Source organism: Mycobacterium sp. (assembly GCF_049683355.1).
GTDB lineage: Bacteria > Actinomycetota > Actinomycetes > Mycobacteriales > Mycobacteriaceae > Mycobacterium.
Genome location: NZ_JBAUJB010000206.1, coordinates 15,738 through 29,656 on the forward strand (window position 1 = coordinate 15,738; position 13,919 = coordinate 29,656).

16 protein-coding genes are annotated in these 13,919 nt (G+C 66.7%); 8 read left to right on the plus strand and 8 right to left on the minus strand.

Annotated elements, in window-relative coordinates; translation table 11 throughout:
- Positions 1 to 35: 35 nt before the first annotated feature.
- Genes WA944_RS12335 through WA944_RS12350 form a run of 4 tightly spaced genes read right to left on the minus strand, consistent with a single transcriptional unit; the run spans position 36 to position 3,910 of the window.
- Positions 36 to 1,082, minus strand: a complete 1,047-nt coding sequence (locus WA944_RS12335) for an ABC transporter ATP-binding protein (protein WP_526368972.1) — start codon at positions 1,080 to 1,082, stop codon at positions 36 to 38.
- Complete coding sequence (locus tag WA944_RS12340) at positions 1,079 to 1,870, minus strand: ABC transporter permease (protein ID WP_526646987.1); 792 nt, start codon at positions 1,868 to 1,870, stop codon at positions 1,079 to 1,081. The genes WA944_RS12335 and WA944_RS12340 overlap by 4 nt, the downstream gene beginning before the upstream one ends.
- The gene (locus WA944_RS12345; RefSeq protein WP_526368976.1) at positions 1,867 to 2,718 is read right to left on the minus strand and encodes an ABC transporter permease; all 852 of its coding nucleotides are present in this window, start codon (positions 2,716 to 2,718) and stop codon (positions 1,867 to 1,869) included. The genes WA944_RS12340 and WA944_RS12345 overlap by 4 nt, the downstream gene beginning before the upstream one ends.
- Positions 2,699 to 3,910, minus strand: coding sequence for an ABC transporter substrate-binding protein (locus WA944_RS12350; RefSeq protein ID WP_526368978.1), 1,212 nt, complete (start codon positions 3,908 to 3,910; stop codon positions 2,699 to 2,701). Before WA944_RS12350 ends, WA944_RS12345 begins: the two co-directional genes overlap by 20 nt.
- A gap of 182 nt (positions 3,911 to 4,092) precedes the next feature.
- Here WA944_RS12350 and WA944_RS12355 point away from each other — a divergent pair, with 182 nt between their 5' ends.
- The 3 genes from WA944_RS12355 to WA944_RS12365 all read left to right on the plus strand — a co-directional run bounded on the left by WA944_RS12355 (position 4,093) and on the right by WA944_RS12365 (position 5,784).
- Complete coding sequence (locus tag WA944_RS12355; protein ID WP_526368980.1) at positions 4,093 to 4,845, plus strand: TVP38/TMEM64 family protein; 753 nt, start codon at positions 4,093 to 4,095, stop codon at positions 4,843 to 4,845.
- A gap of 52 nt (positions 4,846 to 4,897) precedes the next feature.
- Positions 4,898 to 5,452, plus strand: a complete 555-nt coding sequence (locus tag WA944_RS12360) for a CDP-alcohol phosphatidyltransferase family protein (RefSeq protein WP_526368982.1) — start codon at positions 4,898 to 4,900, stop codon at positions 5,450 to 5,452.
- Between the two features lie 68 nt (positions 5,453 to 5,520).
- The gene (locus WA944_RS12365; RefSeq protein ID WP_526368984.1) at positions 5,521 to 5,784 is read left to right on the plus strand and encodes a hypothetical protein; all 264 of its coding nucleotides are present in this window, start codon (positions 5,521 to 5,523) and stop codon (positions 5,782 to 5,784) included.
- A gap of 393 nt (positions 5,785 to 6,177) precedes the next feature.
- On the opposite strand, the gene WA944_RS12370 is transcribed toward WA944_RS12365, so the two are convergent.
- The 4 genes from WA944_RS12370 to WA944_RS12385 are packed head-to-tail and all read right to left on the minus strand — an operon-like array spanning position 6,178 to position 8,966.
- Positions 6,178 to 6,645 carry an SRPBCC family protein gene (locus tag WA944_RS12370; RefSeq protein WP_526646988.1) on the minus strand — a complete coding sequence of 156 codons (468 nt, stop codon included), beginning with the start codon at positions 6,643 to 6,645 and terminating at the stop codon, positions 6,178 to 6,180.
- A 15-nt stretch (positions 6,646 to 6,660) separates the two neighbouring features.
- Positions 6,661 to 7,818 carry a dihydrolipoyl dehydrogenase family protein gene (locus WA944_RS12375; RefSeq protein WP_526372180.1) on the minus strand — a complete coding sequence of 386 codons (1,158 nt, stop codon included), beginning with the start codon at positions 7,816 to 7,818 and terminating at the stop codon, positions 6,661 to 6,663.
- A 58-nt stretch (positions 7,819 to 7,876) separates the two neighbouring features.
- A complete protein-coding gene (locus tag WA944_RS12380) occupies positions 7,877 to 8,710 on the minus strand; it encodes an IS5 family transposase (protein ID WP_526372200.1) in 834 nt (277 codons plus the stop codon).
- A gap of 49 nt (positions 8,711 to 8,759) precedes the next feature.
- Positions 8,760 to 8,966 carry an FAD-dependent oxidoreductase gene (locus WA944_RS12385; RefSeq protein WP_526372202.1) on the minus strand — a complete coding sequence of 69 codons (207 nt, stop codon included), beginning with the start codon at positions 8,964 to 8,966 and terminating at the stop codon, positions 8,760 to 8,762.
- Between the two features lie 218 nt (positions 8,967 to 9,184).
- Between WA944_RS12385 and WA944_RS12390 the strand changes: the two genes are divergently transcribed.
- From WA944_RS12390 to WA944_RS12410, 5 genes are all read left to right on the plus strand, one after another.
- Positions 9,185 to 10,762, plus strand: coding sequence for a radical SAM protein (locus WA944_RS12390; RefSeq protein ID WP_526372204.1), 1,578 nt, complete (start codon positions 9,185 to 9,187; stop codon positions 10,760 to 10,762).
- Positions 10,759 to 11,547 carry a class I SAM-dependent methyltransferase gene (locus tag WA944_RS12395; RefSeq protein ID WP_526646989.1) on the plus strand — a complete coding sequence of 263 codons (789 nt, stop codon included), beginning with the start codon at positions 10,759 to 10,761 and terminating at the stop codon, positions 11,545 to 11,547. The genes WA944_RS12390 and WA944_RS12395 overlap by 4 nt, the downstream gene beginning before the upstream one ends.
- Before the next feature lie 177 nt (positions 11,548 to 11,724).
- Positions 11,725 to 12,333 (plus strand): L-lysine exporter, encoded by a 609-nt coding sequence (gene lysE / locus WA944_RS12400; protein WP_526372208.1) that lies wholly within the window; start codon positions 11,725 to 11,727, stop codon positions 12,331 to 12,333.
- 46 nt (positions 12,334 to 12,379) lie between these two features.
- Positions 12,380 to 12,934 carry a hypothetical protein gene (locus tag WA944_RS12405; protein ID WP_526609172.1) on the plus strand — a complete coding sequence of 185 codons (555 nt, stop codon included), beginning with the start codon at positions 12,380 to 12,382 and terminating at the stop codon, positions 12,932 to 12,934.
- Positions 12,935 to 12,956: 22 nt separating this feature from the next.
- Complete coding sequence (locus WA944_RS12410) at positions 12,957 to 13,913, plus strand: ABC transporter substrate-binding protein (RefSeq protein WP_526646990.1); 957 nt, start codon at positions 12,957 to 12,959, stop codon at positions 13,911 to 13,913.
- The last annotated feature ends 6 nt before the right edge of the window (positions 13,914 to 13,919 follow it).

The following is a 13,919-nucleotide window of genomic DNA, read 5'->3' on the forward strand; positions in this document are numbered from 1 at the left end:
TCCTACCTGACAGACGCTTCGCCCTCCATGTGGAGCTACAGGGCCGTGCTGATCGCATGGAGCGCACCGGCGGGAACCTCCACCCCGACGTCGGCGCCGACGGTGAGATTCACCTGAGGTTCGAGTTCGACGAACACCGACGACGAACCGACGCGCACACAGGCCAGGCACCGGATCCCGGACGGCTGCAGCGAGGTGATGGTGCCGGTGACAGGTACATCGGTCGCGGAGGTCAGGCGCACTATCTCGTGGCGAAACACCAACACGGCAGCTCCGTCGGGAATGCGCGCGGCCGCCGGCAGCGCATGCGGACCCAGGTCGGAGTGGTGTACCCCGGTGGCGACGCAGCCGTGAATCTCGTTGAGCCCGCCCATCAACCGGTGTACCGCCAGGGTCGACGGCCGTACGTATGCGGCCTGCACGTCGGAATGGTGTTCCAGTACACCGCCGATGAGCACCGCAATGGAATCGGCGACCATGGCCGCTTCGGACTGGTCGTGGGTCACCAGGACGATGGTGGGGTCGAGTTCGTCCCTCACCGCTCGCAGAAGGGCATACATATCACTGCGCAGCGCGCTGTCCAGCGCGCCGAACGGTTCGTCGAGTAGCAGCACCTTGGGCTCGGCGGCAAGCGATCTGGCCAGCGCCACCCGCTGAGCTTGTCCGCCCGAGATATCGGCGACAGAACGGCTCGCGAAGTCGCTGAGCTGGACCAGGTCGAGGTACCGCCGCGACGCCGCCCGGGAGTCCCGGCGGGAAAGCCCCGCCGCACGCGCAGCGAAGGCGACGTTGTCGATGACCGACAGATGCGGAAAGAGCAGTGGCCGTTGGAAAACCATCGCGATGCCGCGCTTCTCCGCTGGTGTGTCCGTCACATCCTCGCCATCGAGAAGCACGCTGCCACAGGTGGGTGTATCCAGTCCGGCGATCAGCCTCAGCGCCGTGCTCTTTCCGGATCCCGACGGGCCGAGCAGCGCCAGGCATGCACCGCCGTCGACGTCGACGTCGAGCCCATGCAACGCCGGTACCGGCTGGCCCGGGTGCCGGCGAGTGAGGTCACGCACCCGCAGTCGGGTACTCATGCCGGGTTCTGCGTTCGGCGTCCGGCGCGGGCGACCACCACGAGCAGTATCAACGGCGGAACCACCGCTGCCAGGGACAGCGCCGCGACGACGGCATCGTTTCCGGTGCCTGCGGCGAACGACCCCACCAGGATCGGAACGCTCACCACTCGTCCGCCCCCGATGAGCAGGGTCACCACGTAGTCACTCCATCCGACGAGGAACGCCAGGAACGCCGCGCCGGACAGCGCCGGCGCCAGCAGCGGGATCTGCACCCGAAGCAACACGGTCGTGCGGGATGCGCCCAACGTGCGCGCCTCCTCCTCGAAGCCGATGTCGTAGGCGCCGAAGGCGGCCCGCATCAGATAGGTGGTGTACGGGATCGCGGCCACCGACAGCACGGCGACGACGGCGAGGGGACTCGGAACTCGGGTACGCAGGACCAGCACGTCCAAGCCCATCGCCACCGCGAACGCGGGCAGGACCAGCGGCGCGAACAGCACGGCTTCGGTCAGCCGTGGAAAAGGCAGCCGGCCAGAGGCCAGGGCGCGGGCCGCGAGTGCACCGGCAGGGGTGGCGATGGCCGCGACCGCGAGCCCGATGGCCGTCGAGACGACGAACGCGTGGGGGGCGCCCGCGGCGAGGCCGCTACGCACCCCGTCCAGACCCCACTGCTGCGGCAGCAGATCCGGAAAGGGCCAGCGATTCGCGAACGCCCACAACAGCATCGGGACCAGGGGAAGGAGAAACCACAGCGTCAGCGCTGCGCGCACGCCTCGTCCCGTGGCGGTGCGGGTCCAGCCGATCACCGCCAGATCGCCGATCGCCGCAACATCGTCAGTGCGCCGGCCACCGCGAGCAGCGCCAACGCCGCGGTGACGACGGCCGCCGCGGCTGCCTGGGGCCGGGTGGCGAGGTCGATCGAGGTGAACAACCGGATCGCCATCACCGGGAGCGGTTCCGGATACGCCCGGCCGAGCAGCAGAGCCACCTCGTAGGAGCCCAGGGTGTAGGTGAAGCTGATGGTCGCCGCGGCCACCACGGCGGGACGGATCAGCGGAAACGTCACCAACCGCAGTCGGGCACGCCGCGAGGCTCCGAGCATGGCGGCGGTCTCGTCATAGCCGGCGACGCGGGTAGCCAGCACCGACGCCACCACCAACGCGATGAACGCGGACTCCTTCCAGGCGTACTCAAGGACCACAGCGATCCACCATCGGCCGCCGACCAGAGCAGGCCAGCCGCCGTCGGACAATCCGAACACCCTCGCCAACAGGCCGGAGTCGGCGAGAAGCAGACCCATGGTCGCGGCGCCGATCAGGTGCGGGACGGGGACGGTCACCGTTGCCGCCCACAGTGCCGCGCGACGACCGCCCACCGCGGTCAGGGCTGTGGCGACCCCGATCAGCACGCCGATTACCGTGGCCGCGGTGGCGATCGCGACGGACAACGCTGCGGACGTCGCCATGTCGTCGGCGTTGGCGCGGTAGGCGTCGACTGTCAGCGCCGGCGCACCGACGAGCGGCATCAGGCCCAGGCTCTGCAACAGCGCCGACCCCAGTCCGCCGATGAGGACGGCCACAACCGGGACCACCGCCGGCAGTACCCACAGCGCAGCGCGCCAGGACGCTGCCGACTCAGCCGGCCGCGAGGACATTGCGCCGCCATCCCTCGTCGAGCGGTGCCACCCACTCGGCGGCCAGTTCCGCATGGGCGTTTCGGGCGAGCACGTCGTACGGCGGCACCACCGGTGAGGCGGGCAGCGCGTCGAATACGCCGCGGTCCGCCGCGGACAGCCGGTTCGGGTCCAGGACGGTGAATTGGCCCCACACCTCGGGCTTGGCCTTCTCCAGTTGCTGTTCCGGTGACAGCGCCAGGTTGGCGACGACCCGCGCCCCTGCACTGCTGCCGGAGGTGGACGGGATAGCGAGGAAGCTGGCATTTCCGACCGTCCCGTCCGTCAGGGTCAGGACCTTGGTTTGCGGGGGATAGGTGCCGTCGGCGACAAGTTCGGTCAGGGTGGCGGGGCCGTAGGTCATCGTCATGTCGACCTGGCCGCCGGCGTAGAGATCGTTGAGCTCTGAGGACGTCTGCGGGTAGGTGGCTCCCGCCCGCCACAGAAACGGTCTCAACGCGTTCAGTCGCTCGAACAGGGGCGGCGCCAGCCGGTCGTAGTCCTGTAGCGAGAACTCCAGGGGAACGTTCCGGGGGCCGCCGGAGACGGCGATGAGCGCCTCGCGGATGAACACCGACCCGGTGAAGTCAGGGGGCGCCGGGTAGGTAAACCGTCCAGGGTTGGCCTGCACCCAGTCCAGCACGCCGAGAAAATCGGTCGGCGGGTCCGGAACTCTCTCGGCGTTGTACACCAAGGTGAACTGCGCCTTGTGCCAGGGTGATTCGCACCCATCGACGGGGGTGCCGAAGTCGTTGGTCAACAGTGGGTCGTCGGGATCGGTCAGCGCCATGTTGGGCAGCGACTCCGTCCACCCGCACAGCCAGGCACCCGCCTGCTTACCGGTCCCGAAGTTGTCCCCGTTGACCCACACCAGGTCGACATCACCGTCGGTGACGCCGGCCTGCCGCTCGGCAAGGATGCGGTTCAGCGCGTCACCGGTGTCGGCGATCGGTACCCGACGCAACGTCACTCCGGCCTGCTGGGCGGCCGGTGCCAGTACGTCGTCGACGTAGGTGTTGCCCTGCTCGTCACCGCCGTACATCCACAGCGACACCGTCTGCCCCCTCGCCTGGTCCGCAATCTCGGACCACGACGCAGGCGCTGCCTGAACGGGGTCGGGATCCGGGGCGGCGCACGCGGCCAATGTGCACACCACGGTCACCAGGGACGCCACTGTGTATGGTCGCCGCCGTGTGGTCATAATCCGTACGTTGGCTGGTGCGACACGAGAACTCCTCTTGACAGGCGGGCCACCCCACTGAGCGGCCGCGCAGTTTCGACGCAATCTTCGCCTAGGGGAACACAGTGAGGCTCTCGAAGCCTTCCCATCGTGAATACCGACGACGATGGAGCCTGATGCAGACACCAGAACGCGACGCAGCGCCACCGCGGACGCGGATCGACTACCGACTCAAGGCGGCGATCCTCGCCCTTCTCATCGGGGGCGGGATCACGTTGGCACTCACCACCGAGCTGCCCGATCCCGCTTCGCTGCGCGACCAAGTGGCCGCCGCCGGAGCGTGGGGGGTGGTGGCCTTCGTAGCCGTGTACGCCGGAGCGACCCTGACGCCGTTCCCTGCCAGCGCCCTGACCATCGCCAGCGGACTACTCTTCGGCCTAGTGGTCGGGGCCGCGGTGGTGGTATTCGCCGCGACGCTCGGCGCATGGGTGGCCTTTCTGCTGGCCCGTTTTTTGGGCCGCGACGGGGTGTCACGCATCCGGTGGGCCCGCATCGCCACGATCGATGCCATGCTCGAACGTCGCGGTCTGATCTCGGTCTTGCTGGTGCGCCTGGTGCCGCTGTTTCCGTTCATGGCGGTGAACTACGCGGCAGGTCTCAGTGCGGTGCGCCAGCGCGACTACCTTCTCGGGACCGCCGTGGGCATCGTCCCCGCGACCGTCGGCTACACGGCGTTGGGCGCGTACGGGACGTCACCGCTGTCCTGGCCCTTCGCCGCCGCGGTGCTCGCGGTGGTGATCGTGACGGTGGTCGCCGGATACGCTGCTCGACGGCTCAAGAACAGCTCCGCTGTCGGCGGCGATCCGCTGGATTCGGGCGACGACCAAGTAGAGGGTGACCCGACCGATGTTCGACAATTACCTTCGTAGGCACCTGGAACGACCGCTCGCCCGTGTCGCCGAACGAGGCGCCCAAGTTGGCTTGACCGCAAACCGGCTCACCACTGTAGGCCTGGTCCTGGGTCTCGGCAGCGCCGCGGCCGCAGCCGCCACCTGGTGGTGGGTGTCGTTGGCACTGTGGCTTCTGTCCCGCCTCGCCGACGGACTCGATGGGCCGGTGGCGCGAGTGCGGAGATCACGCGACCGCGACGAATCCGATTCCGGTGCAGGGGGTTTCTTCGACATCACCGCCGACTTTCTGGTCTACGGCGCCACGGTGGTCGGGGTTGCCTTCGGCGCCAACACGGCCCACGGGGCGCCGTGGTGGCCCTTTCTACTGGTGCTGTTGGCGTACTACATCAACGGAACGGCGTTCCTCGCCTTCTCGTCCATCGCCGAGAGATCAGGCCGGACCCTGGACGACGGACGATCGCTGTCCTTCCTCGGTGGACTGGCCGAAGGTGCGGAAACCATTGTCGTGCACAGCCTATGGCTGATCTTCTCCACCGTGGCATGGCAGATTGCCGTGCTGTGGGCAGGCGTCGTGGCGATCAGTGCGGTGCAACGGATGGTGGCGGGCTACCGATCCTTGAGATGAGACCGGCACCCGGGGTGTGCAGATGGACCGCCGCCCGCATTGCCGGCGGCACTGTATGGGTGTGGCCCGTGGCTGACTGTGCCAGGAAGTCGCGGCTCAGCTTCAGCGCACGCTCGGTCAGGGCGCTGCCGTGCACTCTCGGCATCGGCGGTGTGTTCTCCTCAGTCACCGTTGCCGAATTCCACATCACCGTCTACGCCGCGCAGGCCGTATTCGGGGCACTGCTCGGCGTACTCGTGCATCGTTTCGGTGCACGCATCCCTCCACTATGGATTCTGGTGCGCAGTGTCCTGCGAGCCCGCAGCGATCGTCGACCGCCCGACATCACATGATGTCGTCGACGAACCCAGACACGTGTCACAACAGTGGAGAACACGCTATGCACGTCCATGGCCTCCGTTGCCGTCATGCGTACCGTCATGCGCGGACAGCCCGACGTTCAGGCCGTGCGCTCTCGACGACGCCGTTGTAATGCGGGCCAGTATCGTCACCAAGCTGACAATCGTTGCGGGGGTCACACACCGAGCAGTGTTTCACTCATATGGACATTCTCGGTTTGAGCTACTTTCTTCTGATCCTGTCGATTTGGTTCTTCGGCATCTGGCGCGCACACGCTGAGCGTGCGACGCATACTCCGCGAAGACCCCGCTAAATTCAGGCCCCACGAACTACCCGCGCGAAATGCTCAGCGGCAGAACACAACGCACACGCAGTCGCACCGGGCCTCAGTTTCCTGATTCGCAGTACATCTTCAATCCGCGTAGGCCGTCTTCGATCGCCGGGCCCAGCGTGCCGGCGACCTCATCCGGGTCGATCTCGGTGCTGTAGATCACCAAGCTTCGATCCCCCTGATCGAGGACGTCGATCGTGCCCAGGTGGAACGCGACGGGTAGTCCTCCACCGACGATCCGATACTGGAACCGACACAGCTCGTCGTCGCTGGTGACGATCTCCTCATCGAGCGGGGCCCCTCCAGCGAGGACGCAGTGCCGCTCCCCGCCGGCGGCTTCCGACGTCTGTACTGACGGGAACCAACAGGAGGTGTGCCGGCGTCGCTGACGACAGCCCAGACGGCATCGGCCGGGCGGTCGATAGTCAGGTGCGTGCGCATTGTGGCCATGAATGGTTCTCCTTCGGGGTTGGGGGTCGTTTCGAGCACACCGAGGCGGCACGGGCCTCGTGAGTGTAAACACGGTGACGGTGTCTGCTTAATCGGCCTGATCGCCAAGATCTTTCAGTGCCGCTGCGATGGCGCCGTGAAAGGTCGGGTAGGCGAAGATCATGTCGCGCAAGGTCCTTACAGGCACTTCGGCGTGAATGGCGACCGCCAGCGCGCCCAGCACCTCGCCGCCGGCCGGACCGACCGAGGTCGCGCCAACGAGCACACCGCGGTCGGCGTCCTCGATCAGTTTGATGAACCCGTCATTACCCGCCTTGTGTATCCAGCCGCGCGACGACGGCGGCACCCGAGTGATGCCAGTCCTCACCGACACCCCACCGGCACGTGCCATCGCCTCAGTGACACCCACCGTTCCAACCTCCGGGTCGGTGAAGGTCACCCGCGGTACTGCACGATAGTCCGCCGCTCGGGTCGCCGCACCGAGGATGTCGCTGGCGGCGATATCCGCCTGATACATCGACATGTGGGTGAACGCGCCGCGACCGGTCACGTCACCGATGGCCCACAATCTGTCGCCCGCCCGCATCCGCTCGTCGACCTCGATCGTCGGCGACTGCTCGTCTATACCGAGGTTGCCCACGCCAAGAGCCGCGAGGTCCGCGCGCCGCCCCGTCGCGACCAGTAGCTGCTCGGCGTGGTGCACGACCCCGTCGTCGAGCGAGACGGTGAAGCGTCGACCATCATGCGTCACCCGCGTCACCGAAACGCCGGTGCGCACGGCGACGCCCTCAGAGGCGAGAACTTCCCCCAGAGCCTCGCCAGACTCGGGCTCATCGTGCGACAGCAAACGGCTGCGCACCAGCATGGTGACCGAACTTCCGAACCGCGCGAACACCTGGGCGAATTCACTGGCCACCGGGCCGCCGCCGAACACGATCAACGACGACGGAACCTCCTTGACTGCCACTGCCTCCCGGTTCGTCCAATACGGTGTGTCCGCAAGCCCCGGGATCGGCGGTACGGCCGGCTGCGTACCGGGATTGAGGACGATCCCCTGCGTTGCCTGAAAGACCCGCGAACCCGTTGCCGTGTCGACCGTGACCTCGCCGGGAGCGCTAATCCGGGCCCAGCCCCGCACAAAGCGACCACCGGCCTTCTCGAATCGGGCAACCGCCACCGCGTCGTCCCAATCATCCGTCGCCTCGGCGCGAATTCGACCCGCCACATGACCCCAGTCAGGGCGCACCGCCGCTGAACCCGCCAGAGCGCCGACACGGCCGGCCTCAGAACGTGTTGGGAAAGTCTCAAGCTGCGGTTGTGGCGCTCTGCCAGGGACGCCGCCCGGGTGCCGGTTCGAGTCGGCGCACCATCAGCCCGATCATCGCCCATTTGATCATCGCCTCGCTGGTTTCGGGCAGCCGTTCGTAATCGTGGTCGAGGCGGCGGCATTTGGTGATCCAAGCGAATGTGCGCTCTACTACCCAGCGCCGCGGCAGCACCTGGAATGTCTTGATTCCCGGGGGTTTGCGCACGATCTCGACGGTGATGTGGGCGATGCGCTCGGCCCAGTCGACCAGCTTGCCGGCGTATCCGCCGTCGGCCCACAGCAGCGACAGCGACGGCATGGCCATCTTGACCTTCTCGATGAGCGTGCGCGCCCCGTCGCGGTCTTGCACGCCCGCCGAGGTGATCACCACCAGCAGCAACAGGCCCATCGTGTCGACGACGATGTGGCGTTTGCGGCCGTTGACCTTCTTGCCCGCGTCAAAGCCGCGCACCGCCGCGCCGACGGTATCAGCGCCCTTGACCGACTGGGCGTCCACGCAGCCCGCCGAGGCCATTGGATCTCGGCCCTGCGCGTCGCGAACCCGGTCGCGCAGCGCATCGTGGCACCGGTCCACTACACCGTCTTGACGCCAGCGCTTGAAGTACCAGAACACCGTTGCCCACGGCGGAAAGTCGTGCGGCAGTTGACGCCACGCGCACCCGGTGCGGTTCACGTACAGGATCGCATCTACGATCCGGCGCCTGGGGTGCACCGCGGGACGACCACCCGAGCGCGGTTCAGGCACCAACGGTTCGATCAACTGCCACTGAGCATCGGTTAGATCCGATGGGTAGCGCTTGCTCTCGACCACGAGTACACACTGACAACTCAAGTCACATCAATCACGTAGGCACGCCGAGTCACTTTCCCAACACGTTCTCAGCCAACGTGTTCGCCGCCCGAATCATCATCTTGGTCGGCACACACGCGTAGTACGGACACTCGCCGCCGACCAAACGCCCCTCCACGCCCAGCACCGTCAAGCCCGCGCAGGACAACCTCGTCGCGGCGGCCTCACCGCCAGGTCCCATTCCGATCACCACTACGTCAAATGTGTCGGCTGTCATCGAAGCTCCATTCAGTTGTTGGTCCACATGCGGCAACCCACAACACCGCATCGGGAAACACCGACTGTCAGCGCCATGACAATCCCGACAGCCACCCGCGGATCGACACCGTTGGCCCCAAGGGTGTCAGCGCGCTGACCTTTTCACCACGCAGCGGTATCGACCGGTCGAGAATCACCCCGAGAACAAGGGTTGACCGAGCGAAGGGCGTGACTGGCGTGATCGATGCGAAGAAGGACCGGGACGAGGTATTCGTCGAGTACACCAAGTCGATCTGCCCGGTGTGCAAGGTCGTGACCGACGCGCAGGTCAACATTCGTGACAACAAGGTCTATCTGCGCAAGAGATGCCGCGAGCACGGCGAATTCGAGGCACTGATCTACGGCGATGCGCAGATGTATATGGACTCCTTGAGGTTCAACAAGCCGGGCACCATCCCGCTTCGATTTCAGACCGAGGTCCGCGACGGTTGCCCGTCCGACTGCGGCCTGTGCCCTGACCACAAACAGCACGCCTGCCTCGGTCTGATCGAAGTGAACACCAACTGCAACCTGGACTGCCCGATCTGCTTCGCCGACTCCGGACACCAGCCCGATGGCTACTCGATCACACTCGAACAATGTGAGCGGATGCTCGACACCTTCGTCGACGCCGAAGGCGAGCCCGAAGTGGTGATGTTCTCCGGCGGTGAACCCACGATCCACAAACACATCCTGCAATTCATCGACGCTGCACAGGCTCGGCCGATCAAAGCAGTCAACCTCAACACCAACGGGATTCGGCTGGCAACCGACCCACGCTTCGTTGCCGAACTCGGCGCCCGCAACCGCCCTGGACGTCCAGTCAACATCTACCTCCAGTTCGACGGATTCGATGCCAAGACCCACCTCGACATCCGAGGACGAGACCTGCGCGACATCAAACGCCGGGCCCTGAACAACTGCTCCGAGTCAGGTCTGACCGTCACCTTGGTCGCCGCCGTCGAACGCGGCGTCAACGACCACGAACTGGGCGCCATCATCCGATACGGCATCGCGCATCCCGCCGTGCGTTCAGTGGCGTTTCAACCTGTCACCCATGCCGGCCGGCACCTCGAGTTCGACCCCATGACGCGGCTGACCAACCCCGACGTCATCCACGGCATCGCCGCGCAACTCCCCGACTGGTTTCGCGCCGACGACTTCTTCCCCGTACCGTGCTGCTTCCCCACCTGCCGCTCGGTCACCTACCTGATCACCGACGGTGAGCACGTGGTCCCGATCCCGCGACTCCTCGATGTCGAGGACTATCTGGACTACGTGAGCAACCGGGTGGTCCCCGACTACGAGATCCGCACAGCCCTCGAAAAGCTCTGGAGTGCATCAGCGTTCATGGGTACCGACGCCACCGCCGAGCACCTGAGCCGGGCCGCGCAGGCCCTGGACTGCGCCGACGCGTGTGGGGTGAACCTACCTGAAGCGCTTGCGAACATCACCGACTCCGCGTTCATGATCGTCGTACAGGACTTCCAGGATCCCTACACCCTGAACGTGAGACAGCTCATGAAGTGCTGCGTCGAGGAGATCACACCGGACGGTCGGCTCATCCCGTTCTGCGCCTACAACTCCGTCGGCTACCGGGAACAGGTGCGATCCGACATGACCGGGGTGCCGGTTCCCGACGTAGTCCCGAACGCGACCCCGCTGCAGCCCATCCTGGGCCGATCACCGCACGGCTCGAAACTGGCCGATCCGGGCCGCAGTGACGCCGTGGCACCCGATACCACCAACATCGGTCGGAAAGCCGTTCGTCGATGAGCCTTCCGGAGGACGCCAAGTCGTGTTGCGCGGCGGTCTACTCATCCGACGCCGTCGCTCTGCTCCTCGGCGATTCATACCACCCCGGCGGCGCGGCATTGACCCGAAGGCTGGCGGGATTGGTGAAACTTCGTCCCGGTCACAGGGTCGCCGACATCGCCTCGGGACCCGGTGCCACCGCATGGCTGCTGGCCACCGAGTACGACGTCGCCGTCGACGGAGTGGACTTCGCAGCGCCGGCCGTGCAGCGGGCCGAACGCATGTCCAAACGCCTTGGACTCTCCGACAGAGTCCGGTTCCACGTCGGGGACGCCGAGCGAATACCTCTACCCGACAATAGCTTCGATGCCGTCCTCACCGAGTGCGCGTTCTGCACGTTCACGGACAAAGCGACAGCCGCCGGGGAATTCGCTCGGATACTGCGGCCGGGTGGTCGTGTCGGCCTGGCCGATGTCACAGTTGGCGACAGTGGACTCCCCGACGAACTGAGCACCTCAGCGGCCTGGGTCGCGTGTGTCGCCGACGCCCGAAGCGTCGGCCAGTATCGTGCGATTCTCGACGGCGCCGGACTGGCGACCATTCATGCCGAGTCGCATGACACCGCTCTGGTACGGATGCTCGACCAAGTCGAGGCGCGAGTACACCTGATGCGGATGACCCAGAAGGAACGCATCGTCGCTGCCGGCATCAACGTCGACGACGTACTGAACTTCATGGATATCGTCCGGCGCGCCATATCCGATGGACTGCTCGGCTACGCGCTCATCGTCGCGGAGAAAGGATAGAGACCCCCAAGGGGTTGCTCGGCATCGACGCCCTCCCCTCCAGGCCTGTCGAATGCCGCCCGGTTAAGGGTCAGGCGCCGGTAGCACCCACAGCGCGAGCAGCCACATCAGATTCACTAATCGACCTGAAGAATAATTAGATGTACTGATTCAGCAGCGCTGCCTAGCGTGAGTCGGGTGAACACCGCCTACCTGGTCGTACTGACCGGCTTCGCCACCACGATGGCACTCATCGCGGCCATCGGCGCGCAGAACGCCTTCGTGCTGCGTCAGGGCATCCGCGGTGAGCACGTGCTGCCGGTCGTCGCGCTGTGCGCGGTCTCGGACCTGGTGTTGATCTTCGCCGGCATCGCCGGCTTCGGGGCCCTCATCGCGGCGCACCCCGACGTCGTCTCCGTCGCCAAGTACGGCGGGGCCGTCTTCCTGGTCGGCTACGGACTGCTCGCGGCCCGGCGCGCGCTGCACCCCGGAACATTGACGCCGTCGGATGCCACACCGGCCCGGCTGGGTGGTGTGCTGGCGACCTGCCTGGCGCTGACCTTTCTCAACCCGCACGTCTACCTGGACACCGTCATCCTGTTGGGCGCACTCGCCAATGAACACCAGGCCGGCAGGTGGCTGTTCGGCGTCGGCGCGGTGACCGCGAGCGTGGTGTGGTTCAGCGGCCTCGGGTTCGGCGCCAGGAAGCTCAGCCGATTCTTCGCAACCCCCAGGACGTGGCGCATTCTCGACGGGCTGATCGCCGCGATGATGATCGCTCTGGCCGTCGTGCTGGCGCTGGGCTGAGCCTGAAAAGTAACGCCTTCGCGCTCAACCCGATAGCCTTCGTACCATGGCCGCCACGTCCCGTATCAAGACCATCGTCATCGGCGCGTTTGTCGCCGGGGGCGCTCTGGCCCTCGCAGGCCAGGCCGGTGCGCAGCCGGCACCCGTCGATCCCGCACTGCCACCCGCGCCGGGTGTCGCCGCACCGGTGCCCGGTGCACCCGGTCCCGCGCCTGCGCCCAATCAGGTCTTCACCTACACCCCCATCGCGGAGGGCGCTCCCATCCCGGGCCCGGCAGCACCTCCGCCGCCGCCGGGCACCGCGCCCTTCATCCCGCCGGTGCAGAACGGCGATTTCAACAACACCGGCCAGATGAGCTTCCTGCGGGAACTGTGGAACATGCGCGGAACCGAGGAGCTCTACCAGACCCTGTATCCGTCGCAGATGGACCCGGCGATGGCCGACGCGATGGGTGTGCGGCAGATGCCGATGCTCCCGCCCGGCACGCTCCCTCCGGGCACCGTCTCCCCCGAAGCGCCTCCCGGTGCGCCGGCCGCCCCGGCCCCCGCGCCGCCGCCGGTATGGCCGCCTGCCGGCATGGTGCCCATCCCCGTTCCGTAGACCCAGTCGGTTGGCTACGCAGGTGCCCACCAGGTGGTCCCGGCGCAGTTTCCTGACGATGTCGGCCGGAGCCGCGTTGGTGGCCGGCTGCGGATCAGATGAGCCAGGCACCGTCGCCGACGACGGGTCGGTGACCGTCGCGCATGCGTTCGGTGAGACGCGCGTCCCTGCGCCTCCGACCCGGGTGGTCGGCGCCGGGTTGACCGACGCCGACGACCTGCTCGCCCTCGGCGTCGTCCCGATCGCGGTGACCGACTGGTTCGGCGGCGAACCGTTCGGGCTCTGGCCGTGGGCACTGCCGCGGCTGGGTGACGCGCAACCGGTGGTGCTCTACCTGACCGACGGTGTGCCGGTCGAGCAGATCGCCGGCCTGCGACCGGATCTGATCGTGGCGACCGACGCCGGACTCGACCAGGACACCTACACCCGGCTGTCGGCCGTCGCGCCGACGATCCCACAGTCGGGACGCGACGCGTTCTTCGAACCCTGGCGCGACCAGGCCGGCGCCATCGGCCAGGCAGTCTTCCGCCACGACGACATGACGCAGCTGATCGCCGACGTCGACGCGAAATTCACCGCGGTCAAAGAGGCAAACCCGCAGTTCACCGACACGACCGTGCTGCTGCTCGGCGGCACCCTGCACCGCGACAGTGTGCAGGTCCAGGAGCCGGACTGGCGCCGCGAGTTCCTGGCCCAGATGGGGTTGACCGTCCTCGACACCGACGGACCGCTGCTCCCGCGCGACACCATCGCCACGGTCCTCGACTCGGCCGACGTCCTCATCTGGACCACCGAGAGCGACGAGGAACAGGCGGCGCTGCTGGCCGACCCGACGATCGCCGGTCTGTCCGCGACGGCCGAACAGCGCAACGTCTTCACCGGCAAGGAGCTCGCCGGGGCCATCGCCTACGCCTCGACACTGTCCTACCCGGTCGTCGCCGAGAAGTTGCCGCCGATGATCGCCGCTGCCCTGGGCTGATCTAAT

Coding starts and splice junctions, on each gene's coding strand:
- WA944_RS12355 (WP_526368980.1), top strand. CDS start 4,093: ATGCAGACACCAGAACGCGACGCAGCGCCACCGCGGACGCGGATCGAC.
- WA944_RS12405 (WP_526609172.1), top strand. CDS start 12,380: ATGGCCGCCACGTCCCGTATCAAGACCATCGTCATCGGCGCGTTTGTC.
- WA944_RS12395 (WP_526646989.1), top strand. CDS start 10,759: ATGAGCCTTCCGGAGGACGCCAAGTCGTGTTGCGCGGCGGTCTACTCA.
- WA944_RS12385 (WP_526372202.1), bottom strand. CDS start 8,966: ATGACAGCCGACACATTTGACGTAGTGGTGATCGGAATGGGACCTGGC.
- WA944_RS12345 (WP_526368976.1), bottom strand. CDS start 2,718: ATGTCCTCGCGGCCGGCTGAGTCGGCAGCGTCCTGGCGCGCTGCGCTG.
- WA944_RS12335 (WP_526368972.1), bottom strand. CDS start 1,082: ATGAGTACCCGACTGCGGGTGCGTGACCTCACTCGCCGGCACCCGGGC.